This window comes from Actinomyces sp. ph3 (assembly GCF_000308055.1).
In the GTDB taxonomy this organism is placed as follows: Bacteria; Actinomycetota; Actinomycetes; order Actinomycetales; family Actinomycetaceae; genus Pauljensenia.
Genome location: NZ_CAGY01000001.1, coordinates 569904 through 594857 on the forward strand (window position 1 = coordinate 569904; position 24954 = coordinate 594857).

The window sequence follows — 24954 nt, forward strand, 5'->3', positions numbered from 1 at the left end:
TTGAACAGCGATTAAGGGACCATGAGCACAAAATGCTCAGGTATGGGTTTTGCGGGCGCCCCGTTTTGGCGCCCGCAAAACCGTGAGACCTCACTACTTGTTGATGGAAGTCTGAATGTTGTTGACCATGGTCTCCCACGTGGATGCGGGATCGGCACCATTCACGATGGAAACCTCAGTCTTGCCCCAGTAATCCCAGACGGAACCCATTGCGGGGATTGCCGGCATGGGGAGGCCGTTTCCTGCGATGGTTGCGAACTGCTTAAGGTTCTCATCGCTCAGGGAGTTAGCAACCTCGGTCATTGCCGGAACGCGTCCGCCCAGCTCCTGCAGCTTGGACTGTGCTTCCTTGGTCTCCAGGTACTGGAAGAACTTGCTGACCAGAACTTGGTTCTGGGTCTTGGAGCTCTGGTAGAACATCTGGACGCCAACGAAGGGCTTAGCTTCCTTACCGCCAGCAGAAGGAATCGGAAGGACAGAAACGTCAAGTCCGGCAGCCTTAGCAGCGGTGACGTTCCAAGGGCCGGTCACCATGTAAGCCGCGTTGCCCTTGAGGAATGCATCCTTGGCGACGTCAGCGGTGATATTCGGGTTCAGGGTCTTTGCTTCACCCTGCGCCTTGAGCCATTGGGTGAACTCAGATGCGCCTTCGCCGCCCAGGGTCAGATCGGAGGTGTAGGAGCCGTCAGCGGACTGCTTGAAGACCTCGTTACCGAAGGAAGTCTCGAAAGCGTAGAGGTGGTAGGGGTCACCGTCGGTGCTCATCTGAACAACGAAGGGGTACTCCGAACCGGCCTTCTTACCCGATGCAATCATTTCGTCGAAGGTCTTCGGGGTGTCAGTGGTGAGCTTGTTGTTACGAACCAGTGCAACAGACTCGACTGCGTAGGGCACGCCGTAGGTCTTGCCGTCGTAGGTCACGCCCTGAACTGCTGCCTCGGAGAACTTGGACTTTGCCTCTCCCAAGTCAACGGGGGAAACAACGCCGTTCTTCACCATCTGGCCGAGCTTGTCATGGGCCATAACAATAACGTCAGGGCCATTGCCGGTCGGAACCTGGCTAATGAACTCCTGGTCCATGTCGGTCTCAGACTTCTGAACAACCTGAACATCCACCTTGGTGGCTGCGGTGAAGTCCTTGGCCAGTTCCTGAATCTGCGAGTAACGGGTGTCGTCGGCCCAGACCGTCAGGGAACCGACGGAAGAACCGGAACTTGCGGATGCAGACTGGCTGCTCGAAGAGCTCGAGCTTCCATTGGAGCACGCTGCAAGCGTTGCTGTAACTGCTAAAACGCCGAACATCGCGATGCCTCGTCGCATGTCAACTCCTGATCAATTGAGTTCTGCTCGTACACAGTTGTACTTCGCACTTAAGGACACTGTAGCCGCAGAAAATCATTTTCAGCAAGCCTTTTCAGGATTGTTAGAGAAATGATATCTTTACCCCAGATCCCAACCATCACACTTGCCCCCTTCTGAAAGGCACTTCGATGTCGAAGAACCGCACCCGCATGGCGGATATCGCCTCACATGCCGGTGTTTCCATTGCCACAGTTTCTCGCGTATTTAACGGAGTCGGGCAGGTCTCAGACGACACTCGATATCGAGTTCTGACCGCAATCGACGAGCTCGGCTACGAACGTCCCAGCATGCTGGCTGACGACAATCGCCTCATCATCGGAGTGATCGTCCCAGAACTTACAAACCCCATCTTTGCCACTTTCGCCCACACCCTTCATTCCGAGGTCGATAGGGCGGGAGGCCAGGCCTTCATCGCCTCGCAGACTCCGGGAACCACCAGCGAAGAGGAACACACTCAAGCTTTTCTTGCGCGAGGAGTTTCAGGATTAATCTTCGTCTCCGGCCGACACGCAGACCTTCAAGCAGACTTGAGTCGCTATGCGAATCTTTCACAGATCCACATGCCCTTCGTCACCATCAATGGCGCGCGAAAGGAAGTCCAAGCCCCCGATTTTTCAACGGAAGACGCACTTGGAATCCGCGCATCCATCCAACACCTCAAGGAACTGGGGCACCGGAAGATTGCCATGCTGGGTGGACGCCACCACGTCGTCCCCGCACGACGTAAGGCCGAGGCTTTCCGCCAAGTAATGGCGCAAGAATTCGGGATCACCACACCCACGATCATCGAGACCTTCTACACCTACGAGGCCGCGGCCTCGGCAACTCACGCGCTGATCGACGCCGGAATCACGGCCATCATTGCCGGCTCAGATCTCCAGGCGATGGGGGCAATCAGAACGATCCAATCTCGAGGCCTCAGCGTTCCCGGGGACATTTCAGTGATCGGCTTTGACGACTCTTTCCTCATTCCCCACCTCTCCCCCGCACTCACGACGGTTCGACAACCCGTGCAGGCAATTTCACATTCGGCCGTATCGTCACTTTTTGATGCAATTCAGTCCCAGAATCCGCAGCAGCACCAAGATTTTGCCTTCACTCCCGACCTTGTTGTGCGCAGCTCTACGGGACACGCTCGCTTTTGACAATCATTATCACTTACTCTGATAATGATTATCATGAGTTTTTCGCGTTCACATACTGTTTTTGCCGTTACCGCCGCCGCAGCGCTTGCACTGAGCGCATGTTCTTCTTCGGCTTCCTCACCTTCCTCAAGCGCCTCCGGCTCCCAAGCTTCCGCTTCTCCCATGAAGGTCATGGCCAGCTTCTACCCACTCCAGTACCTCACCCAGAAAATCGGCGGCGATCTGGTTGACGTCGAATCCCTGACTCCTCCAGGAGCAGAGCCTCACGACCTCGAACTGTCGAACCAAAAGGTTCAGCAGCTCTCCCAGGCAGGTGCTGTCGTTTACCTCAAGGGCTTCCAATCCGCTGTTGACAAGGCAGTTGAGCTGAACGCCCCCAAGACCGTCATCGACGTTTCCGGCAGCGTTGATCTGGTTGACGCTGAAAAGCACGAAAGCGAATTGGACGTCGCTGAAGACGGTGAAAAGACCGAAGAAGCTCACGAACATGAGCACGATCACGGCTCAACCGACCCACACTTCTGGCTGGATCCCACGCGCATGGCCAGCGCAGCAACCCAGATTGGGGACGCTCTTGCTCAAGCCGATCCCGCCAACGCAGAGACCTACAAGAAGAACGCTGCAACCACGAAGTCTCAGATGGAAGCACTGAGCAAGAAGCTCGTTGACGGCACCGCAAAGTGCCAGCACAAGGAGTTCGTCACCTCTCACGAGGCCTTCGGATACCTTGCGGACCGCACCGGCCTGACCCAGTTGGGACTGTCCGGCCTCGATCCCGATTCCACCCCTTCCCCCGCTCGCCTCAAGCAGATTTCGGACGCGGTCAAAGCCAAGGGAATCACAACGATCTTCACCGAAGAGCTCCTGAGCCCCAAGGTTGCTGAAACCCTAGCCAAGGACCTGGGAATCACCACTGCAGTTCTCGATCCCATCGAGTCTCAGGCTGATGACTCAAAGGACTACGAAGCAGTGATGAATGAGAACCTTGAAGCACTGCGGAAGGCTCTGAGCTGCGAGTAAGCACTTCACTACAAGCCAACTGATTTCTCCACGTTGGGGCGGCATGATTCCACAGTGAACCATGCCGCCCCAACGACTACACTCGACACTAATGGGAACGACATTCAATATCTCTACTGCCCCGGTGATTTCACTGGACCATGTCCACGTCGCCTGGGACCACGACCTCATTCTTCACGGCATCACAGCATCGATTCCCCAAGGGCAATGCGTCGCAGTGACCGGTCCAAATGGTGCCGGGAAGTCCACGCTGATGAAGGCGATCCTTGGAACTGCACCAATCTCCTCGGGCGATATCACGCTTTTCGGAAATTCGATCCGCAAACGTTCCGCGATTCCATGGCAGCGTATTGGCTACGTTCCCCAGCGCGCATCCTCCGGTGGTGCGATCTCCTCGTCATGCATCGAAGTCGTTCTCTCCGGGCTCCTGGGAACTCGCAAGTGGTGGCACTCTCGCGGTGACCGAGCGAAGGCACTGGAAGCACTGCGTTCCGTCGGCCTTGCGCATCGCGCGAAGGACCCACTCCACATTCTTTCCGGCGGGCAACAGCAGCGCGTTCTGATCGCGCGCGCATTGGTCCGAAAGCCCGAGCTTCTTATCATGGACGAACCAATGGCCGGAATCGATGCCTCTTCAAGGAGCAGACTGGCCGACATCTGCCAGGCCGCAAAGGACGAGGGCGTAACGATCCTGTTGGTCCTTCATGAACTGGGCGAACTTGCTCCGGTCCTTGACCGTGAACTCCACATCCGTTCGGGACACTTCACCTACGATGGGCCCGCGCGAAGCGATTTGCGTGACCCTCACTCTGACCACTGCAACACGGCCGACCACCACGAAATGGAGGGGAGCCGATGATCCTCGACATGCTTGCATCCCCCTTGATGCAACGTTCCCTTCTTGCCGCACTCCTCGTTGGATTATGCGCACCGATCGTCGGAACCTACCTGGTGCACCGACGCCTCGCAATGCTCGGTGACGGAATCGGCCACATCTCCTTGACAGGGGTTGCACTGGGGTGGCTTGCCGGAACCGCCGCAAATGTCACGCCACACGATCAATGGGCAATCCCCGGAGCCTTAGTCGTGTCTTTGCTTGGCGCGATCACTATAGAGCTCGTCCGACAGTCTGGTCGCACCTCTTCTGATGTTGCACTTGCCATGCTCTTTTACGGCGGGATTGCCGGAGGCGTACTCCTGATTGGCTTGGCAAATGGAACATCATCCCAGCTCAATGCCTATCTTTTCGGCTCAATTTCAACGGTTTCAAGCAGTGATGTCTGGTCAATTTGCCTGCTCGCACTGGTCATTGTCGTGATCGGCATCGGCCTGCTTCCAGCGCTCTACTCGGTGACAAATGATGAGGAATTCGCTCGCTCTACCGGGCTTCCTGTTCGCGCGCTCACTATGCTCATCGCGATTTTATCTGCTCTGACGGTTGTCGTTGCCATGCGAATTGTTGGTTCGCTTCTTGTTTCAGCCCTCATGGTTGTCCCTGTTGCCATCGCACAACTAGGGGCTCATTCCTTCCGACGCACCATGGCTTATGCAATGGTCTTGGGAGCGCTCCTCTGTCTGGGAGGACTCGCCCTGACCTACTACATCGACCTCTCCCCCGGTGCAACGATTGTTGTGGCCGCGATTGCTCTCTATGCTGTTGGATACGGAATCCGAGGGCTGCGTGATCACTTCCGTCGCAAGCAGCGAATGCGTGAACTATCCGCGCCCGCGGAACATCCCGAGGCCTCGCCAAGAGATCGTGCGGACACCACCACCGCGCGCGGGTAGGGAAAAGAAATCTCACCACAGGCCTCGTCAATGAAAGGGACGCCATGCAGCGAATGACCAAGCAACGCCAGGCGGTTTTCGACAACCTCAGCGAGCACCGCGACTTCCGCAGTGCGCAGAAGGTATTTGAGGACCTGACCGCACGCGGGCACAAAATCGGTCTGGCAACCGTGTATCGCAACCTCCAGGCGCTGGCTGAAGACCACCAAGTCGATGTTCTACGTTCCGCCGAAGGCGAGGCGCTCTACCGAAAGTGCGACACTCAAGCGCATCACCACCACCTGGTCTGCCGCAACTGCGGGCGTGCTGAAGACCTTGGGACGGGTGAGCTTGAAAAATGGATCTCTGCGGTGGCCACCTCGCACGGATACACTCAGATTGAACACTCAATTGAGCTATTCGGGCTCTGCTCTGAATGCACGCGAAAGGCAAATAATTGACACCCTCGTGGGCATCCTCGGGACTGCCGCTCTTTATCTTCCTGTTTTTCGTTGTTTTTCATCGCGCACAGCTGACCTATTGGCTGGGGCGCGGTGCAGCAAAAGGCGCGTTGGCCTCAGCGGGGAAGAACGGCCTGCGAGGAAAGATCGCTGCTTGGTTTGAAGGGCCTGTCCCGAAGTACGGTGCTCGACTGCTCGAGCAGTGGGGAATCATCATCATCCCGCTGTGCTTCCTGACTGTTGGCGTACAAACTGCGGTCAATGCCGGAGCAGGCGTCGTCCGCATGTCGTGGAAGAAGTACACGCTTGCCATGATTCCAGGCTGCATTGCGTGGTCGATTATGTACGGCCTGGGAATGCTCGCAGTGTGGATGGCAGTTGTTCGCGCGGCGGCGGGCTCAGTGTGGGGTTGGCTGGGACTAGCGGCAATCGCAGCGATTATCACCGCAGTTGTGCTGATGAAGCGACGCCGCGGACGCGGGCAGCGGCACGAACACCTTCACACCGAATTGACACAGGAAGCCGTGGAATAACACACGCCATAGCCTGTGACATTCACCGACTTCGTGCGGAGCTAGCGCAGAGCACGGATGAGGCGGCAGAAAGCGGACGGCTCAGCACTAACCCCGCCTCGACTAGTCGCCAGCCCCGCCAGCCACTAGGTCCTGTGCACCACCAAAACGCCTCTCGCGTCCGGCGTATTCAAGTAGGCAGTCCCACAGAGCTTCGCGGTCAAAGGTCGGCCACGGCCTCGGGCTAAACATGAACTCCGCATAGGCCATTTGCCAGAGCATATAGTTCGAAAGCCTTTGCTCCCCCGAAGTTCGGATCATCAAATCAACATCGGGAACGTCGGGCAGGTACAGGTGCCGAGCGAAAGTTCGTTCATTTACTCCGCGCGGCGACAAACGCCCTGCGGCAACATCTTGAGCAATTGAGCGGGCTGCATCGGCGATTTCCGCACGACCTCCGTAATTCACGCACATCACCAAATCCAAAGTGGTGTTGTCATGCGTCTTTTCTTCCGCACGTTCCAAAGCGTGAATGACCGATTTCCACAGTTTTGGTTCGCGACCGCTCCAGCGGACATGCACTCCCCATTCATTCAGCAGGTCCGTTCGCCGAGCTAAGACATCACTGGCGTAGCTCATGATGAAGCGGACCTCTGCGGGCGAACGCTTCCAGTTTTCCGTCGAGAAGGTGTAGACGGATAGATAGCGCACACCGGCATCGATGGCTCCAGCGATTGTGTCGAGAAGCGCGTACTCGCCGGCCCGGTGGCCTTCTGTGCGCGCAAGCCCCCGTTCATTGGCCCAGCGCCCATTTCCGTCCATGATGATAGCGACGTGGCGGGGTACTTCCCCGGCCGCAAATTCGGGTGCTTGCCGAGGCCACTGGCCGGGTCCTGCAACCGGCTGACGTGGGTCTTTGGGAGCGCGTTCCATGGGCGTCAGTTGTGCAAATTCGGGGCTCATGCGTGCGGGCTCCTTTCCAGGAGTTGCAGTGATTTCAGTCGACGTTCGATATGCCATTGAGTGTAGCTAGAGACAAGGCCCATCATCTCGCTGCGCGCCCATGTCGGCGCGCTATCCGCGCTTTCCCAATCACCACTGAGAAGAGCGCCCATCAACTCCATCGAATCGGGAGCGGGAAGCGAGGCACCTGGCGGACGGCAGTTATCGCACACGGCACCACCCTCAGTAATAGAAAAACCAAGGTGCGGCCCCTCGCTGCCGCACACTGCGCAGTCGTAACACGATGGCGCCCACCCGGCGATCGCCAGGGCGCGAAGCATGTACGAGGCCAAGATCAGAGCCGGGTCGTGCCGGCGATGAGAAAGCGCGTGGAGAGCTCCGACCAGTAGCAGGTACTGCTGGTGAGTTCCATCATCTCCATCGCTTGAGAGCTTATCTGCGGTTTCGACGATGACCGAGGCACGCGAGTACAACTCGTAATCCGCTGCAAGCAGTTCCCCGTGTGAGGCAATTGTCTCTACCTGAATGATCGTGTCGAGGCTCCGCCCGCGGTGAAGCTGAATATCAACAACAGAGAAGGGCTCAAGTCGGGCGCCGAACTTCGATGTTGTTCGCCGTACACCTTTTGCAACCGCTCTAATCTGGCCGTGTTCAGAGGTCAGGAGCCAGATGATTCGGTCGGCTTCGCCCAGTTTTTGCGTGCGCAAAACCACGGCCTCGTCCCTGTAACTCCTGATCACCTTCTTATTTTCACATTCACTGCCAGAGCAGGCCCGCCGCGACACAAAATTGCGCTTGGGGCCGAAGTGACCCCAAGCGCAACATGCCTGTGTGATTACAGATCCTGCATCGTCTGAATAGATGTGGAGTATCTGAAGGATCTAGATCGCGAATAGTGGCGCGACGACCACTCAGATATTGGCCTCGCGAACGCTCTTGTATGCCTCGAGGTCGGTGTAGAGCTCATCGCGCAGCGGGTTCTTACGCCCACGAACAATGACGTAGATCTGGTAGACCGCAACAGCCACGTTAGCCGCGAGTGCGATCGCAGAAACAGTCATCAGAGCCGCGTCGCTATGCGAAGCGTTAACCGCAAACTTCGACGAAGTCACGAAGGAAGGAACTGCCATGGTGAACATCATCCACAGTGCGAGGGTATGCGCACGGTGCTGGAGCCACGCGCCTCGTTTAATGAAGAAGGCGGGGATAGTGCAAGAGATGAGCAGAGCTGCGCCCGCGTAGAAGGAGTGGTCTCCCACGCAGTTGTACACGTAGGCAAAGTTCCACAGATCGTAGGCGATGATCCAGAACCACAACATGTCGGGCCAGATCATGTCCTTTTCTTTATCGCGAGAGATAAAGATTCCAAACCACCCACAGATCGTCAGGAGGTTAAGCAGACCGGCGATACCGTTCATATAGTTCCAGGGGCCAGAAACCATGAAGACTCCGTCGACCATCTCACGCACACCCATAGCACCGACTTGGAAATCACGGATGCAGGCCTCGGTGATGTTAATGGCCAAGATCGCCGGCGGGAAGGCAAGCGCCCACCGGTTGGTCTGCAACTTGGGAATGTAACGGATTGCCATGAAGCCCAGACATCCGGCAAGGGCGGAGTAGACCTTGACCCAGTGGAACCAGGTCCCCGTTGAGGAATCCGGTCCCGCTGTTGTGGGCCAAACGAAGATTGTCAGAACAAGGGGAAGAACGATAAATACTGCAATTCCTGCCCACTTCCAGCGACGGGTGATCTCGTTGCCAATGATCAGAGCAGCAAGGACTCCAAACCAGGCGAGCCAGGAATACCAGGGGATCGATTCAAAGAGGAACAACTCTCCAACTCCTTTGGTGAAATAAGCTGATAAGGAAACATTAAGGTTGTTTTCAGCAGGAGTCATTGGACATCATTTCGAAAGTGTCTAATACTCAAAGGAGTGCGGCTCATACGCATGCCTGAACACAATCGATCCCATCAAGGAAGTCATGTCTACAAGCGCAGAAAACACCCGCGAGAAGCTTGGTGCTGCCCTCAAAGACGAGTTGCGTTCAACACCGATTACAAAGGTCACGGTCCGTCGCCTTACCGAAATCGCCGGTGTCACTAGGCAGGCTTTTTACTATCACTTCCCCGATGTCATGTCCTTGGGGGCTTGGGTTTTCGAACGAGAGATCGTCGCACACATCATGGCTCATGCGACCTACCAGGAATGGTCAGACGGCCTATGTGATCTCTTGGTCTATATGCGTCAGCACCGCGAGCAGACCTACGCTGTCGTGTCCTCGCTCAGCCGTAAAGAAGTGGAAGAATTCTTTTATCGGGCCTTCCGCGAAATGATGGCTGCGATTATCACTGAGCTTGAAGGGAAAGCACCTGAGCGCACCGGCGATGACAGCACCACAACTCCAGTTTTTTCGCCTCTTTCCGCCCAATACCGTGATTTCATCATCGACCACTTCACCTTGAGTGTCGTCGCGCATGTCTTACATTGGCTAAACCAAGATATGCGCACTGATCCATACATTCTGGTGGAGAACATCGAAGTCATCATGCGTGGAAGCGTTCTTACCGCCTTGAAACGTTATTCCACCACTCCGCCCCCGCCGCTGCGCTGACTTCCCTTCCTGCATCCCCCCAGCCTCGATACATCAAGCGGCCTATCATCGAAGAGGAATAAAAACTGCGAGTGGAGGCCACTATGTCAACCCATCCCCAAGACGTGTACAAAGATGCCGGTGAGTGCGTTCTCTTCGTTTATCTACGATTCAATCGCAAGGATCAGGACGCAGAACTAGAGGCCTTCCGTGACTTCGCTGATCGCAGCCAGGCGATCAACCGTTCGATGAATATCCGAGCCCAGAATGACGACCTGCGCGTTGCAGTGGGAGTAAGCCGTAAGGGCTGGGACTACCTCTTCCCGGGCGCACCCCGCCCGAAGGAACTTGAGGAATTCACCGGACTGACCAATCAGGACGATCCTTCCATTGCCATGCCTGAAGGCATCGGCGAAGATGCTGACCTCTTCCTTCACATTCGCGCACAGCGCGAGGCCGTGGTCTACGAGGTAGCCGAGCAGTACCGTTTGTCTTTCAAGGACTTCGCAACGGTCGTCGACGAGACTCACGGCTTCCGTTACCTCGAAGGCCGAGCAATCATCGGTTTCATTGACGGCACTGAAAATCCAACAAATGCCGATGCCCCCTTCTGGGCAGAAATTGGCGACGAGGACCCCCAATTCGTAGGAGGTTCCTACGCTTTTGCTCAAAAGTGGATTCACGACATGGATGCGTGGCGCTCACTGGGCACCGCTGAGCAAGAGCGTGCGATCGGACGCGAGAAGTTCACCGACCTTGAGCTTGATGATGACGCGAAGGCAGCAAACGCACACAACGTTTCCTCAAAGTTCATCGTCGATGGTGAAGAAAACAAGATCGTTCGCATGAACGTGCCCTTTTCTGACCCCGCTGCAGGTGTCACCGGCACCTACTTCATCGGCTACTCTGCGCGTTGGAGCGTCACCAAGGGCATGATCACGAATATGGTCGCGAAGAAGGACTACCTGCTGACCTTCTCGCATGTGCTCTTCGGCCAGGTATTCTTCATTCCTTCCCTTGACCTTCTTGATGAGATTGCCGCTGGCGATTTCCCCTCGAACGAGGCCAACTAAGCTTCCGCGTAAGACTTCTTTTCCCTGCATGAGCGAGGAGAAAAACAGGTGAGGGGGCATCTTAGCGATGCCCCCTCACCTATACGCTGCGCTGGCGGTTACTCACTCACCACAAAGTGCGCATTGGTTACGAAACCTACTTACTGATCTCGAAGTGCACGGTTCACTGCGGAGATCACGGCTTTGTACGATGCGCGGGTAATCGAAGAGTCGATTCCAACGCCCCAGACGATCTTTCCGTCAACAGCTGCTTCAACGTAGGAGGCAGCCTTCGCATCTCGTCCTTGGCTCATTGCGTGCTCGGAGTAGTCCAAGACGCGAACGTCCAAATCGAATCGATGCAGCGCTGAGACGAAAGCATCAATTGGGCCGGTTCCGTTTGCATCGATTGCGGTGAGCACACCGTTGTCCGTGAGCTCTGCGTGCAATTCAACATGCTCGTCGTCGACCGTTCCCACTTGGGACTTACGCAATTCGAAGCGTCCCCACGACTGAAGGCCGGGAGCTGCGCTTGTTGGCAAATACTCGTCCGCAAAGATCTTCCACAGCGTCTCTGCGTTGATCTCGCCGCCGTAAGTGTCGGTATGGCGCTGGACAATTCGCGAGAACTCCACCTGCAGGCGGCGAGGCAGCTCCAGGTTGTGTGCCCGCGACATGAGGTAGGCAACCCCACCCTTACCGGACTGGGAATTCACGCGGACAACGGCCTCGTAGGAGCGTCCAACGTCATGAGGATCGATGGGCAGGTAGGGAAGCTCCCAAACCACTGCGTTCTCATCGCCCCCTGCGGCGTCCACCTTCGTCTTACGAGCAGCAAAACCCTTCTTGATGGCGTCTTGGTGAGAGCCCGAGAAGCTGGTGTACACCAAATCTCCGACGTAGGGAGAACGCGGCGAAGCCTCCATCTGAGTGCAGTGCTCCACGGTGCGACGGATCTCGTCGACGTCCGAGAAGTCGATGCCCGGATCAATTCCCTGGCTGAAAAGATTCAGTCCCAAGGTCAGCAGGTCAACGTTACCGGTGCGTTCGCCTTGTCCCAGGAGGCAGCCTTCGATGCGGTCTGCGCCGGCGAGGAGTGCAAGTTCAGCACTGGCGACACCGGTTCCACGATCATTGTGCGGGTGAACAGACAGCGCAATGTGCTCGCGTCGGGAAAGGTTACGCGACATGTACTCGATCTGGTCGGCGAAGACATTGGGGGTCGCGCGCTCAACGGTCGAGGGCAGGTTGAGGATGATCTCGCGGCCTTCTTGTGGCTGCCAGATATCCATAACGGCTTCGCACACTTCCAGTGCGAAATCACGCTCGGTATCAATAAAAACTTCGGGTGAATATTCGAAGCCAAAGATGGTCTCGTCACCCAGTTGGCGTTCTGCCTGCGCAATAACTTCACGCGTACCAAAGCGAGCGAGCTCAATGGTCTGCTCGCGGTCTGCGTGGAAGACAACCTCACGAAAAACCGGAGCGGTTGCGTTGTACAAGTGCACGGTCGCACGGGGGAAGCCAATCAGCGATTCGACGGTACGCTCAATGAGCTCGGGGCGCGACTGAGTAAGCACCGAAATGGTGACGTCCTCGGGAAGGGCGTCATCTTCCAACAGAGAACGAACAAAATCGAAATCAGTCTGTGAAGCCGAGGGGAATCCAATTTCGATTTCCTTGTATCCCATGCGAACAAGAAGATCAAACATCTTGCGCTTACGTGCCGGATCCATGGGCTCGATCAGAGCCTGGTTTCCATCGCGTAGATCCGTTGACATCCACCGAGGCGCATGGGTGATACGCTTCGAGGGCCACTGCCGATCAGGAAGGTCAACAGGATTCGTGTCGAGGAATGCTCGGTACTTGACCGTGGGCATTCCAGAACCTGCAGGACGAGGAACATTCGATGTAGTCTTCACACCTTCAGTCTATGAAGACCCACTGATACTGGCACTTTGAGTGCACATGGTGGACAGTGTTTACTTGGCGTGCTCGCCTTTACTCGGCGTCGTATTCCTCAAGCTTCGGGACGCTCACTGGTTTCTCCATGAGCCACGCACGGTCTGTGAGCATTCGCGAAATCGCCAGGCCGATACCAATCGCGACAATCGTGAAGAGGACCGTAAAGAGCTGCGCCAATGCGTCCATGGTCTGCCCATTGTTCAAGTAGGTGAGTGAACGGTACAGGGGCACACCCGGGATCATAATGACCACCGCGGGAACGGAGAGCGTCACGCGCGAGAAGCGCGTGCGGTTTGCAACTGCTGCCGCAAGAAGACCCGCTGTTAGCGCTGCAAGCCCAACTGCCGCGGGGACCGGAACCCCCAGGACAACCGCAAGGAAGATACGACCGGTATTAATCACCGCACCGATAAGAGCCGCGGCTGTGCATACCTTAGGCGGAGAATTGAAGAGCATCGCGAAGCCATACGCCGCAACGAAGCTGGTGAAGAAGCGCAATGCAAAGTGAATGATCGGCGGAAGTTCAACGATATATCGCGGAGTGACCGACCAATTGAAGACCTCCGAAATTGTCCATACCGCAACGCCAGCAGAGACCACGAGCATTGCAACATACACGATTCGCTGAATACCACCCGCGAAATCGTGACGGACTAGGTCAATAATTCCTGTCACTAATGGGAAGCCAGGAACCAAGAAGAGTAGGGCGGAGATAAAGCCTGCTTGGTGCGTTGGTTCAATACCCAGATATTTCTGAGCCAGATAGACGCACAGAATGTAGACAGCGGAAGCAACTGCACCACAGAGCATCCACACACCAAAGTGGTTCATGTGTCGCTTGAGCATCTGGCGACGGAGGAATTGCCCAAAGAAGGCTGCAATTGCCACGACAGAGCACTCAACCCATCCCCCGGCGTTGAGGAAAGAGAAGGCCGCACAGGCTAAACCAGAAGCAAGCGCATTCGCCAGCCAGCCATACAGCGGCTTCACACGTTCGATCCGGTCAAGAGCCTTATCGACATCCTCAACAAGCATCTGCTTGCCTTCAATGGATGCCAAGTAGTTTGTAATGCGGTCAATCTTGTCCGCATTCACTCCCAGAAGACGCTGCTCAGCAAGCTCGGTGCGGAAAGTACCATTCGCATAGGCTGTTGCAACGATCTCGGTAAAGGTCACCTGAGCATGGTGCTTCTCAATACCAACGGCCTCGGCACAGGTCCGCATCGAGGCCTTCACGCGGTACGAGCCCGCGCCGGCAGAAAGAAGCATCTGGCCAAGGCGCAAGACAACTCGGGATTGGTGGGACAGACGATCATGTGCAGCCATGCGGTGCACAGTCAGTGACGCGTCGTCCTGGTCAAACGGTAAAGGCGCTGAGGCGTTAGGGTTCTGGGGATTTTCGCTCACGGGATAAGCATGCCACGAAGAAGACAGCAAAGCTCAGGACCCTGGTCAGGATCCTTTTGTTGCATCCCCCACGTTCAGGTATTAGAAGCCCAAACGCTGAAGCATCTTCGGGTCGGACTGCCAGTCCTTTGCGGTACGCACATGCAGATCGAGGTACACACGGCGCCCCAGATATTCTTCAATATACGCTCGGGCCCGGGTGCCGATCTCCTTCAAACGCGAACCTTTCTTGCCAATAATGATGGCCTTTTGGGAATCGCGTTCGACGTAGACATTGACATGGATATCCAGCAGAGGCGGACGATCATCACCCTCGCGCTTGGGGCGTTCAATAATCTCTTCAACCTTCACAGCAAGCGAGTGCGGAAGCTCATCACGGACTCCCTCCAGCGCGGCCTCGCGAATGAATTCCGCGATCATCGTTTCGCGTGATTCATCGGAGATATCGTCCTGCGGGTACAGGGGCGGTGAGAGCGGAACCTTTTCTGCTAAAACTTCACGCAGGCGATCAATACCTTCGTGCTTGAAGGAAGAGACGGGAACAATCGCGCTCCACTCCCCCAGCTTTTCAATAGCCAAGAGGTGTTCAAGCACGCGTTCGCGCGGCACGCTATCGCACTTCGTTGCAACCGCGATCACTGGGCGTCGGACAGAACGCAGCTCTCGAGCAATGAACTGATCTCCCGGTCCGATGCGCTGATCCGCGGGCATACAGAAGACGACGCAATCGACTTCGGCCAAGGCCTCGCGAACCATGTCATTGAGGCGCTTACCCAGCAGAGTGCGCGGACGGTGGTATCCGGGCGTATCGACCAACACCAGCTGGTAGTTTTCGCCGTGGACAATCCCGCGGATGTTATGACGTGTCGTTTCGGGGCGGCCCGAGGTGATGGCGACCTTGTGGCCGACAAGGGCGTTGGTCAGCGTCGACTTTCCGACATTGGGACGGCCAACAATGGAGATGAAGCCCGCGCGAAAATCTTCTGGGAAGTCGGGAACGATGATGTCTGCGCCCGCATTTGTTTCTGCGCGGAGTTGACGCAAGGATTGGACGGAATCCTCAACGTCGTGGGCACGCTCATCATCGGCCTCGTCAAGCTCAGCATCGACGTCTTCATCGTCCTGCGAGTCCTCATCAGGAAGTTCAAGAGCATCGAGATCCACGCCTTCGAAGGCGTTCGGACCGGCCATCAATTCATCATCGCTGGGGAAATGCATCTTTCTCACTCCTGGTGATCTTCAGAGTCTTCGGTCTGGATTTCAGGGACATAGGAACAGACAATTGTGCCAACTTGGCGACGGCGGCCTCGGGCTTCTTCGGCAACCATGTGCACACCGAGCATATCGCCTGTTGCCCCCGGAAGCGGGACACGGCCAATCGCTTTGGCCAGCAAGCCGCCAACGGAATCGACGTCTTCGTCTTCAAGTTCCAATCCCCACAGCTCTCCGAGCTCGCTAATGGAGAAACGCGAAGGAACGCGCCAGACGCCCGGGGAAATTTCTTCGGGCTCGATGGTGTTGCGATCGTGTTCGTCGGTGAGTTCACCGACGACTTCTTCGATGATGTCTTCGAGGGTAACGAGGCCCGAGATCCCGCCATATTCATCGACGACCATGGCCAGGTGGAAGTGTTCGGATTGCATCTGACGCAGCAGGTCATCAACCGGCTTCATTTCGATGGTGAACTCAGCGGGACGCATCATCTGATCGGCGCGAAGTTCATGTTCTCCATCATGGTTTTCAAGGCGCTGAACGACATCCTTAAAGAACAAAATTCCGCGGACATCGTCGGTGTCCTCTCCAATAACGGGCAGACGCGAGAAACCGGAGCGTACAAAGAGGCGTAATGCCTTCCGAGCCGGAACATCGAATGCGATCGTCAGCATTTCGGTCCGCGGGACCATCACCTCACGAACCAAGGTATGCCCTAATTCAAAAACCGAGCGCAACATCTCTCGGTCTTCTTCTTCGAAGCCTTCGGTTTCGCCAACGCGATCAACCATTTCACGCAGTTCATCTGCCATGTCTGCACGCATCTCAGCTTCGGTTCGCTCAGACTGCGGAAGATAGGCCTTGACCTTCTGGGCGGCCGGCGAGAAGAAATGTGCGATTGCGACCAAACGGCTCATCAGGGGTGTGAAGAAGAGCGCGATACCAGTGGGATTGCGCTGTGCCCAGCGCGTAGCAATGATGCTGTTGGCAAGGAATTGCGCAATGGTCACAACGACGATCGCGACCAGCCCGCCCAGCCACCAGTAGTGTGAAAAATGCAGAGCAATGGTCGCCATTGAAACAGCAAAGACAACCTGCAGGAAGGTGCGGACGCCTCGAAGGACAAAAATAACCAAGCGACGCTGATCAACCAGTTTGAACAGGGCTCGTGCGTTCTTCTTCTCGTCCTCGATCAGGTCTTCAACCGCAGCGTGGGTGAGCTTAGCGATCGAAAACTCACTTGCCGCAAAAATCATTGCACTCACAAGAGCAATTGCGGCAAGGATACTCATCCCCGCGACGGGGATAGCAGCTTCGATCATCGCTGTGCGAGGAAGCTCAAGAGGAGCTGGCGTTGCAGGGTGAACATTTCTTCTTTTTCTTCGGGTTCTGCGTGGTCATAGCCCAGAAGGTGAAGCATCCCGTGGGTTGCCAAGAAGAGCATCTCTTCAACCGAGGAATGCCCGGCTTGGCGAGCCTGCTGCTCTGCAACCTGCGGGCAGATGCAAATATCGCCCAGGGTTCCCGACTCAGTTGGGTGATCGGCAGTGCCAGGACGAAGCTCGTCCATGGGGAAGCTCATGACATCGGTCGGACCTTCCAGATCCAGCCAGCGAACATGGAGTTCTTCCATGGGCTCAGGGTCGATGAAAATGATATTGAGTTCGACCTCTGTGGAGACATGCATGGCACTGAGCACAAAGTCGGCCAAGCGCACGAACTCTTCACAGTCGATCTGGTAGTCGGTTTCGTTAAGAACTTCAGTCATGACTCAGCGTCCATTGTTTCGGGTACGGGTGTGCAGGGAACGGTCACGGCGTGCTTTAAGGCTGGCCATGGATTCGTCCCAACGTTCGTATGCGTCAATAATCTGGCCGACAAGGCGATGACGCACAACATCGGCGCTTGTCAGATGACAAAATTCTATGTCATCGATGCCACTGAGAATATCTTCAATGACCAAGAGGCCGCTGGAGCGCTCCCCCGCTAGGTCAATCTGTGAGGCATCACCGGTAACAACAACCTTTGAGTTGAAGCCCAGACGGGTCAGGAACATCTTCATCTGTGCAAGCGTCGTATTCTGAGCCTCATCCAAGATGATGAATGAATCATTAAGCGTTCGTCCGCGCATATATGCCAAAGGCGCGACCTCAACCGCACCGGAGGCCATGAGTTTTGGCAGCGCATCCGGATCCATCATGTCTCCCAGCGCGTCGTAGAGGGGACGCAGATAGGGATCGATCTTGTCCGTGAGCGTGCCCGGAAGGAAGCCCAGGTTTTCTCCCGCTTCAACCGCTGGGCGGGTCAAGACAATTCGGCGCACCTGTCCGGAAAGCAAAGAGGATACCGCTTGGGCCATCGCAAGGTAGGTCTTTCCGGTACCGGCCGGCCCCAATCCAAAGACGACGGTCGAACGCTGAATCGCCTCGACATATGCTTTTTGCCCGGCAGATTGCGGTCGAATGGACCGTCCCCGCGAGCGCAGAATTTCTTGGGGGCGTTCCGTGGAGCTAGCCGTCATGAGCAGGGCAATCGCCTGTTCAACGCCGTCGGCGTCAAGAGAATGCCCATCTCGAGCAAGTTCAATCAGCTCTTCGACCAGCTGAGCGGTCATATCCACAATTCCTTCGGGGCCAATCATGGATAAAGTGCGGCCGAGTAAGGTGAAGCGAACCTGGGGGAAGCCGTTTTCAAGAGCTCGCAAAACGCGGTCTGAAGTTCCAAAAAGTACGACGGGATCCACGCCGCGGGGAATATCGATTCGTTTGGCGTCCATGTCACCATCTCCCAATAGCGTCGCTGATCAGTGAAAGCGCAACGGGTCCGGCGCTTGACGCGCGAAGGACGGTATTTCCCAGCAGGCAGATTTTCGCTCCGGCGGCCTCGAAAAGAGAAAGCTCATCGGGGTCAACCCCACCTTCAGGGCCAACAATGACGGCAATCTTGGGAGGACAAGAAGGCTGGGACTCGGGGGCCGAGGCCGACGAGGTGCGGGCGCTTAGCTCGCGCAGCTCGGGCAGGAGTTCACTCAGGCGGCGATCGGTGCTCTCGTGACAGACCAGGACCCAGGCGCCGTCTTGAGTGGTCTGCGCAATCCATTGCGCTAAGGCAGCAGATGAACGGGCTTCTTCAAGGCGCGGGATAAATGCGCGCCGCGATTGTTTCGTCGCTGATCGCAAGGTGGATTCCCACTTTCGCATACCCTTCGCGGCTTTTTCGCCCTTCCAGCGGACCTCACTGCGATTTGCCTGCCACGGCATTACTGCGTCAACGCCAACTTCCGTTGCCATTTCGATGGCCATTTCATCGCGTCCACCCGTCGATAGGGCTTGGATCAACAGCAGCTCAACCTCAGGCTGATCCTCACGCTCAAGGTGGCCAATGCTCAGCGTCAGGGCCTTTTTGGCGCGATCAATAACCGTGCAGCGGGCACGAAGCCCCGCCCCATCAACGACATCAAGCATGGCTCCGACATCGATCCGGCGAACGGTTGCCGCATGAAAACCTTCATCCCCGTCTAGAACGAAGGAATCTCCCCGTGCGCAGGCACGTAATGCATCCGCGTCGGGAGCGATGAAAACCGGAAGCGTCATACAGGTAATGTCCTAACTAGGCGCCGAAGGTTTCGCGAAGCTTGTCGAAGAAGGAGGATCCGCGCTTTTCAGGACGGACGCTTTCTTCTCCGCGAACCTGGGAGAGCTCTTCGAGGAGCTCGCGTGAGCGGTCATCAAGTTTGCGCGGGATTTCGACGTTAATTGCGACGTGAAGGTCTCCGCGACCGGGACGTTGGAGGTGTCCAACACCCAGTCCATCCAAGCGAACCTCATCGCCGGGCTGCGTACCGGGCTGAATGGTCACCGATTGGGCTCCATCCAAGGTCTCCAGCTCAAAGGTGCTTCCCAAGGCAGCTGCGGTCATGGGAACGGTCACCGTCATGTACAGATCGTCCCCCTGACGCGAAAAAGTAGGATCGCGCTTTTCAACAATGTCGACGTAGAGATCACCGTTGGGACCACCGCCGGGACCGGCCTCGCCCTGTCCGGCAAGACGCAGGCGCATTCCGTCACCCGCGCCGGCTGGAATATCAATGGTCAAGGTGCGATGCGCACGAACGCGTCCCTGACCGGAGCACTCGTGGCAGGGGTGTTCAATAACGGTTCCATAACCCTGACAGCTTGGGCAGGGAACCTGAGTTTGCATGGTTCCCAGCATGGTGCGCTGCTGCTGGATCGAGTATCCCTGTCCCTTACAGGTCGTGCAGGTCACCGCTTCGGTTCCCGGTTCGCACATGGCTCCGTGGCACACTTCGCAGGTCACATAGGTGTTGAGCGAAATCTGCTGGTGAGCACCAAAAGCGGCATCCTTCAAGGTAATGGCAGCCTGAGTCAGCTGGTCGCGGCCCTGGCGAGTACGCGAGGCCGGTCCTTGGTTTCCGCCAAAGCCGCCACCGAAGGCTCCGCCGAACATTGTCGTCAGGATGTCACCGAAATCGAAGGACTCTGCACCGTAGCCGCCACCACGCGCAGCATCGGGACCACCGATGTCGTACATGCGACGTTTTTCTGGGTCGGAGAGGGTTTCATAAGCAACCGACACCGCCTTGAAGGCTTCCTCATCCCCGCCGTAATCGGGGTGAGTTTCGCGGGCCTTCTTGCGATAGGCCTTCTTAATCTCGCTCTGGTCAGCGTCGCGAGAGACTCCAAGGATTGCGTAGTAATCGTCGTTCACGAATGTCCTTTTGTAACCCGTTCAGTGTGTGGAATTCAGGAATTTAGAGAGGTACGAGGCCACGGCGCGGACCGTGGACATTGTCGAGGCGTAGTCCATGCGCGTGGGGCCAAGAACCCCCAGGTGCGCGGAGTTTTCCCCGGAAGCGTAGGTTCCGGAGACAAGAGAAGTTTCAACGAAAGCATCGTGGCCGTTTTCAGAGCCGATGGAGACGTGAACATCGCCGTTGCCTTCATCCATCTCAGCAAAAAGACGAAGAAGGACAACCTGCTCTTCCAAAGCATCCAAGACCGGTGCAATATCGTGGAAATCAACACCGCTGCGCGCAAGATTCGACATTCCTGCCATTGCGATGCGCGAGGAGGGCTCCCCTTGAAGCAAGGTCGCAACAGTGTCACTAATCTCTGTTGCAAATGCAAGCAGCGTCGGGGGAAGGGTCTGAGAGAGCGTCTCGCAATGCGCGCGCACCTGAGCGGCACTCATCCCCTGATAAGCAGCATTAAGAACCGCGCGGACAGCCAAAAGATCATCTTGAGTGACGTCCTGAGGCATCTCACGAAGGCGTTCAAAAACCTTGCCCTGCTGGGTAATGACAACAACCAGCAATCGTTGATCCGACAGATCAACGCATTCAATTCGGCTGAGCGTCGAGCGCGAATGAACGGGGTATTCAATGAGCGCCACCTGATGCGTCACTTGAGCAAGCAAACGCACGGTATTCATGACGACATCGTCTAAATCCTGCGCATGTGCCAGGAATTTCTCGACGGCTTGGCGTTCTGCCGCGCTCATCGGCTTAAGAGTGGACAGCTGATCAACGAAGGCGCGATAGCCCTTATCCGTTGGGACACGTCCTGCACTGGTGTGAGGTTGGTAGATCAGCCCAGCTTCTTCAAGGACGGCCATATCGTTGCGAATAGTCGCCGAAGATACGCCGAGGTCTTGAGATTGCGCGATCGCTTTAGATCCGACGGGTTCGCGTGTGTGGACATACTGGGACACGATGGCACGCAGAACGTCCAGACGACGGTCGTTCATTCATCCTCCCTCATTTGGCACTCACACTATCTGAGTGCCAGTTTACCGCGGGATTACCTTTTTCGTCCCCTCATCAATACTTTCCGCCGACTTATTCCAGCCCCGGCTGCGTCACAAAATCAATAAGCTCTTCAACCCGACCCAAAAGTGCCGGTTCAAGATCCTTGTAGTTACGAACGGTTGACAAGATCCGCTTCCAGCCCTGAGCAATATCCGCCTGGTTTGCGTGCGGCCACCCCAAATATTCCAAGGTTCCGTGCTTAATGTCGGTTCCTCTGGGAACATCCGGCCAGGCCTGAAGCCCCAGGCGCTGCGGCTTCACAGCTTGCCAAATGTCAACGAAGGGGTGCCCGACGACCAACACCGCGTCTTCCCAACGGGCCGAAACGGCCTCGGCAATGCGCGATTCCTTGGAGCCCGGGACCAGGTGATCAACCAGGACTCCTGCACGGACGGTCTTCGTGGGTCCAAAAACCTCAAGGATTTCCTCTAAGTGGTCCACACCTTCTAGAAGCTGGACAGCAACGCCGACATCGGCCAGATCCTCGCCCCACACGTGCTGGATCAGTTCCGCATCGTGACGACCCTCAACCCAGATGCGCGATTGCCTGGCAACCCGAGCCACACGCTTCTCAGGTGCGATCGACCCCGAATTCGTCAGCGCACGACCACCCGCAGTGGTGAGCGCAGGAGCTTTTTGAGCGGGAGCAGCCTTCGGAGGGAGCGCAATAATCGGCTTACCCTCCAGCCAAAACCCGCCTCCCAGGGGGAAAGAACGCTTCCGGCCTCGACGGTCTTCAAGCTCGACCAGGTGCACTCCCCCGGATTTTTCGACGCGAGTTACCGCACCAACCCATCCACTGGAAATGTCCTCAAGCACCATGCCGTACTCGATGGGCACCTCCACTGAGCGCGGTCGTCGAGCACCCGGTCCATCGCGGTGCGGGTCGAATTCAAAGATATTTGTCCCGTACATATCTGAAGTCACCGCACCACACTATGAGTGCGAGTGCTCTAAGCAGGCTTCAACACTCGGATGCAGAGAAGTTGTGCGACTCCTAACTGAGTAGCCACAGAGGCTCAGTAACCCAGGGGACTCAGTAACCGATGGGATTCAGTATCCCAAGAGGCACCGAGTCACGTAATCCGCCAGTAGACGTCCCTGAAGAGTGACGATCGCGCGGCCTTGGGCAGCGGGTGCTGACTCGATGAGGCCTTCCGAGGCCAAAGTCGGGAGCGCTTGAAGGAAAGTGTCGCGCTCTGCCCCAGCGCGAGGCGCGTCCACGCCTTCGCTGGTGCGCACTGCAAGCAGAACACGTTCCATTTCTCGTGTTTGCGCATCAAGAATTTCACCTGCCTGCGCGGGGGAAAACCCCTGAGTAACGCGTTGCGCATAGGCAGAGGGATGCTTGACATTCCACCAGCGGTAGCGACCGACATGTGAGTGTGCTCCGGGTCCGAACCCCCACCAATCCCAGTCACGCCAATAGGCAAGGTTGTGTTTCGAGGCATGACGAAGCTGGGTCGAGGGGCCTTCTTCTCCCGATTCCCTCCGGGCAAAATTAGAGATCTCATACCAGACGTATCCAGCTTCGCCCAGCAGGCGATCGGCAATTTCGTATTTCGAGGCCTCATCGTCGGGGTCTGGCATGGGGAGCTCTCCGCGGGCTACCTGCGCTCCCATCTTGGTTCCCTCTTCAATCACCAGCGCGTAAGCACTGATGTGATCCGGTTCCATTGCGATGGCCTCGCGAAGAGAAACTTCCCAATCCTGCAGGCTTTCGCCCGGAGCACCGTAAATGAGATCAACAGAGACATCTAAACCCAGCTGACGAGCAGCTAAAACCAGTCCGGGAAGTTTTGTGGGGTCATGGCGACGGTCCAGCGTGCGCAAAACCGTGGGGACAGCGGATTGCATGCCAAATGACACGCGGGTAAACCCGGCCTCACGCAGACTTTCAAGAACCGCCTCGTCAACGCTTTCGGGATTGGCTTCCACCGTGACTTCTGCACCGGGAGCAATCCCAAAGTTCTGGCGAATGCCCTCAAGCAGGCGGGCCAGGGCGGCGGGGTCAAGAAGGGTGGGGGTTCCCCCTCCAAAGAAAATGCTCGAGGCCGGGCGCGCAGGCATCTGAGCGTCGCTGAGAATTCGCGCGGCTAGGCGCATTTCCGCGAGCGCGCTGGAGTCGTAGCTCACCCGGTCTGCACCGGGACCGAAGCCCACCGTGTAGGTGTTGAAGTCGCAATAGCCGCAACGGACCTGACAAAAAGGGATATGGACATAGATCGACAATGGGCGATCAGCGCTTGCTTCAGCGAGCTGCGGAAGAAGTACGCCGCGTAAATCCCAGGGCTGACCGTCGGGCTGTGCTGGGCTCATCGCGAGTGCGGCCTGGAGGTCGAGCGGGCAACAACTTGAGAAATCACAACAAGGCTTCCTGTCAGTATTGTCAACACAATGAAGGGCCAAAACCAGCTCGCTGTCAGATCGAACATGCGCCCAATAGCCCACGGTCCCAACGCACCAAGACCATAACCAAGGCTTTGGACGAGTGCCGAAAGCGTTCGTGTCTGCGCTGTGGTGGTCGTGCGTTCAATAACCAGCGTAAAGGTAATTGAGAAGAATGCACCTTGACCCAGTCCCCCGCACGCGCTCCACACAACCCACAGGGAGGGAAGCAGAAGCATCCCAAGGGGCATGAGAAGCCATGCACAAGAGACGATCCCCAGGATTGTCGAGGTTTGGCCGCGGATCAATCGCTGAAGGGCCATCATTGTCAGAGGCGCGATGACTCCAATGACGTGGTAGATCGAGGCCGCAAATCCGGCATCAGCGCTGTTCATCTGCAGCATTTCTGCCAAGATTCGCGGCAACCACGCGGCAACACCGAAATAGCAGAAAGTATTGATTGCGAAAGCAAGCGCCATGAGCCAAGCGATTGGCCAGCGATAGATTTCCGAGGCCGTGACCGCTTCAGTGGTGACGAGCACATCGTCTGAGCGGACCTTCCAACCGGCCTTGCGTGCCAAAAACGGCCTAATCCCTGGGTGTTTGAGGGGATAGACAATCAAACAAGCTACCAGCGCAAGTAGAGCTGGACCGACTCCCCATACACCGGCAGCGCCCTGCCAACCGATGTAGGCAACCAGGGGAAAGGTAAAAGCCGTCGAGGCCGCGATCGTCACATCGATCATCGTGGAGTAAACGGCAGTCATGATCCCTGCGCGGTGGCGAAAGTCCCTGCTGATCAGCATGGTGATGACAAGATTTCCCGCGGTTGTTCCAAGGCCGATCAGGAAGGTCCCAAGAAAAAGGGTTGAGCTCAATCCCAGAGAGCGCACAATCGCACCCACAATAACGATTGCTAATCCAAGAGAAACGGCTTGGTTGAGCGCAAAGTGGCGAAGAACAATCGAGGTCAGCGGGGTGAAGAAGCCAAAACAGAAGACGGGAATAGAAGTGACCAAGCCGGCCTGGGCCGCAGAAAGTCCCAATTCTCTTTGGACAACGTCAATGATCGGAGGCAGCGCGGTGATGCCTCCTCGCAATGATCCGGCAAGAAGGATGAAGGCGCTGAGAATGATGAGGATCCACACGAACCTACGCTGGAAAAATCGCGCGTAAGTACCCTGTTTCACGGCAAGCTCTTTCTTCGTTGTGACCGTACACACCCATCAGCAATGTTTTCACAGTTCGCGGTGGAAATCACCTAGCGTACAGATTCCT

The 24954-nt window shown here is 56.5% G+C and carries 24 protein-coding genes; 8 read left to right on the forward strand and 16 right to left on the reverse strand.

Features of this window, described 5'->3' with window-relative positions:
• Positions 1 to 93: 93 nt before the first annotated feature.
• Complete coding sequence (locus HGAS_RS02590; protein WP_019126362.1) at positions 94 to 1320, reverse strand: sugar ABC transporter substrate-binding protein; 1227 nt, start codon at positions 1318 to 1320, stop codon at positions 94 to 96.
• A gap of 170 nt (positions 1321 to 1490) precedes the next feature.
• On the opposite strand from HGAS_RS02590, the gene HGAS_RS02595 reads away from it, so the two are divergent.
• The 6 genes from HGAS_RS02595 (at position 1491) to HGAS_RS02620 (ending at position 6288) form a co-directional block, all read left to right on the forward strand.
• Positions 1491 to 2507 carry a LacI family DNA-binding transcriptional regulator gene (locus tag HGAS_RS02595; protein WP_019126363.1) on the forward strand — a complete coding sequence of 339 codons (1017 nt, stop codon included), beginning with the start codon at positions 1491 to 1493 and terminating at the stop codon, positions 2505 to 2507.
• 33 nt (positions 2508 to 2540) lie between these two features.
• The gene (locus HGAS_RS02600) at positions 2541 to 3527 is read left to right on the forward strand and encodes a metal ABC transporter solute-binding protein, Zn/Mn family (RefSeq protein WP_019126364.1); all 987 of its coding nucleotides are present in this window, start codon (positions 2541 to 2543) and stop codon (positions 3525 to 3527) included.
• 91 nt (positions 3528 to 3618) lie between these two features.
• Positions 3619 to 4386: a metal ABC transporter ATP-binding protein gene (locus HGAS_RS02605; protein ID WP_019126365.1), complete on the forward strand. Its 768-nt coding sequence runs from the start codon at positions 3619 to 3621 to the stop codon at positions 4384 to 4386.
• Positions 4383 to 5315 carry a metal ABC transporter permease gene (locus HGAS_RS02610; RefSeq protein WP_019126366.1) on the forward strand — a complete coding sequence of 311 codons (933 nt, stop codon included), beginning with the start codon at positions 4383 to 4385 and terminating at the stop codon, positions 5313 to 5315. Before HGAS_RS02605 ends, HGAS_RS02610 begins: the two co-directional genes overlap by 4 nt.
• Positions 5316 to 5359: 44 nt before the next feature.
• A complete protein-coding gene (locus HGAS_RS02615) occupies positions 5360 to 5755 on the forward strand; it encodes a Fur family transcriptional regulator (protein ID WP_019126367.1) in 396 nt (131 codons plus the stop codon).
• Entirely contained in the window at positions 5752 to 6288 is a 537-nt protein-coding gene (locus tag HGAS_RS02620) for a hypothetical protein (protein ID WP_019126368.1), read from the forward strand. Before HGAS_RS02615 ends, HGAS_RS02620 begins: the two co-directional genes overlap by 4 nt.
• Before the next feature lie 102 nt (positions 6289 to 6390).
• On the opposite strand, the gene HGAS_RS02625 is transcribed toward HGAS_RS02620, so the two are convergent.
• The 3 genes from HGAS_RS02625 to HGAS_RS02635 form a co-directional block, all read right to left on the reverse strand.
• Positions 6391 to 7230, reverse strand: a complete 840-nt coding sequence (locus HGAS_RS02625; protein WP_019126369.1) for an isoprenyl transferase — start codon at positions 7228 to 7230, stop codon at positions 6391 to 6393.
• Positions 7227 to 7967, reverse strand: coding sequence for a DNA repair protein RecO (gene recO, locus HGAS_RS02630; protein ID WP_026066592.1), 741 nt, complete (start codon positions 7965 to 7967; stop codon positions 7227 to 7229). The genes HGAS_RS02625 and recO overlap by 4 nt, the downstream gene beginning before the upstream one ends.
• Before the next feature lie 174 nt (positions 7968 to 8141).
• Positions 8142 to 9131, reverse strand: coding sequence for a DUF5692 family protein (locus tag HGAS_RS02635; RefSeq protein ID WP_019126371.1), 990 nt, complete (start codon positions 9129 to 9131; stop codon positions 8142 to 8144).
• Between the two features lie 85 nt (positions 9132 to 9216).
• On the opposite strand from HGAS_RS02635, the gene HGAS_RS02640 reads away from it, so the two are divergent.
• Both HGAS_RS02640 and HGAS_RS02645 read left to right on the forward strand, forming a co-directional pair.
• Positions 9217 to 9846 (forward strand): TetR/AcrR family transcriptional regulator, encoded by a 630-nt coding sequence (locus HGAS_RS02640; protein ID WP_019126372.1) that lies wholly within the window; start codon positions 9217 to 9219, stop codon positions 9844 to 9846.
• Between the two features lie 83 nt (positions 9847 to 9929).
• Positions 9930 to 10898 (forward strand): Dyp-type peroxidase, encoded by a 969-nt coding sequence (locus tag HGAS_RS02645; protein WP_019126373.1) that lies wholly within the window; start codon positions 9930 to 9932, stop codon positions 10896 to 10898.
• A gap of 140 nt (positions 10899 to 11038) precedes the next feature.
• Here the strand turns inward: HGAS_RS02645 and leuA are convergent, their stop codons facing one another.
• The 12 genes from leuA to HGAS_RS02705 form a co-directional block, all read right to left on the reverse strand.
• The gene (gene leuA / locus HGAS_RS02650) at positions 11039 to 12799 is read right to left on the reverse strand and encodes a 2-isopropylmalate synthase (RefSeq protein WP_019126374.1); all 1761 of its coding nucleotides are present in this window, start codon (positions 12797 to 12799) and stop codon (positions 11039 to 11041) included.
• Positions 12800 to 12878: 79 nt separating this feature from the next.
• Positions 12879 to 14168 carry a threonine/serine ThrE exporter family protein gene (locus tag HGAS_RS02655; protein WP_019126375.1) on the reverse strand — a complete coding sequence of 430 codons (1290 nt, stop codon included), beginning with the start codon at positions 14166 to 14168 and terminating at the stop codon, positions 12879 to 12881.
• 162 nt (positions 14169 to 14330) lie between these two features.
• The gene (gene era, locus HGAS_RS02660; protein WP_019126376.1) at positions 14331 to 15467 is read right to left on the reverse strand and encodes a GTPase Era; all 1137 of its coding nucleotides are present in this window, start codon (positions 15465 to 15467) and stop codon (positions 14331 to 14333) included.
• Between the two features lie 5 nt (positions 15468 to 15472).
• Positions 15473 to 16783 (reverse strand): hemolysin family protein, encoded by a 1311-nt coding sequence (locus HGAS_RS02665; protein ID WP_019126377.1) that lies wholly within the window; start codon positions 16781 to 16783, stop codon positions 15473 to 15475.
• Complete coding sequence (ybeY, locus tag HGAS_RS02670) at positions 16780 to 17229, reverse strand: rRNA maturation RNase YbeY (protein ID WP_019126378.1); 450 nt, start codon at positions 17227 to 17229, stop codon at positions 16780 to 16782. Before ybeY ends, HGAS_RS02665 begins: the two co-directional genes overlap by 4 nt.
• 3 nt (positions 17230 to 17232) lie before the next feature.
• Entirely contained in the window at positions 17233 to 18237 is a 1005-nt protein-coding gene (locus HGAS_RS02675; protein WP_019126379.1) for a PhoH family protein, read from the reverse strand.
• A gap of 1 nt (position 18238) precedes the next feature.
• Positions 18239 to 19054 (reverse strand): 16S rRNA (uracil(1498)-N(3))-methyltransferase, encoded by an 816-nt coding sequence (locus HGAS_RS02680; protein ID WP_019126380.1) that lies wholly within the window; start codon positions 19052 to 19054, stop codon positions 18239 to 18241.
• A 16-nt stretch (positions 19055 to 19070) separates the two neighbouring features.
• Positions 19071 to 20189 carry a molecular chaperone DnaJ gene (dnaJ, locus tag HGAS_RS02685; RefSeq protein WP_019126381.1) on the reverse strand — a complete coding sequence of 373 codons (1119 nt, stop codon included), beginning with the start codon at positions 20187 to 20189 and terminating at the stop codon, positions 19071 to 19073.
• A 21-nt stretch (positions 20190 to 20210) separates the two neighbouring features.
• The gene (gene hrcA, locus HGAS_RS02690) at positions 20211 to 21227 is read right to left on the reverse strand and encodes a heat-inducible transcriptional repressor HrcA (RefSeq protein WP_019126382.1); all 1017 of its coding nucleotides are present in this window, start codon (positions 21225 to 21227) and stop codon (positions 20211 to 20213) included.
• 91 nt (positions 21228 to 21318) lie between these two features.
• On the reverse strand, positions 21319 to 22203 hold the full coding sequence (locus HGAS_RS02695; protein WP_081581509.1) for a DUF3097 family protein: 885 nt from the start codon (positions 22201 to 22203) through the stop codon (positions 21319 to 21321).
• A gap of 138 nt (positions 22204 to 22341) precedes the next feature.
• Positions 22342 to 23607, reverse strand: a complete 1266-nt coding sequence (gene hemW, locus HGAS_RS02700) for a radical SAM family heme chaperone HemW (protein WP_019126384.1) — start codon at positions 23605 to 23607, stop codon at positions 22342 to 22344.
• Positions 23604 to 24866, reverse strand: a complete 1263-nt coding sequence (locus tag HGAS_RS02705; RefSeq protein ID WP_019126385.1) for a CynX/NimT family MFS transporter — start codon at positions 24864 to 24866, stop codon at positions 23604 to 23606. The genes hemW and HGAS_RS02705 overlap by 4 nt, the downstream gene beginning before the upstream one ends.
• Between the last annotated feature and the right edge of the window lie 88 nt (positions 24867 to 24954).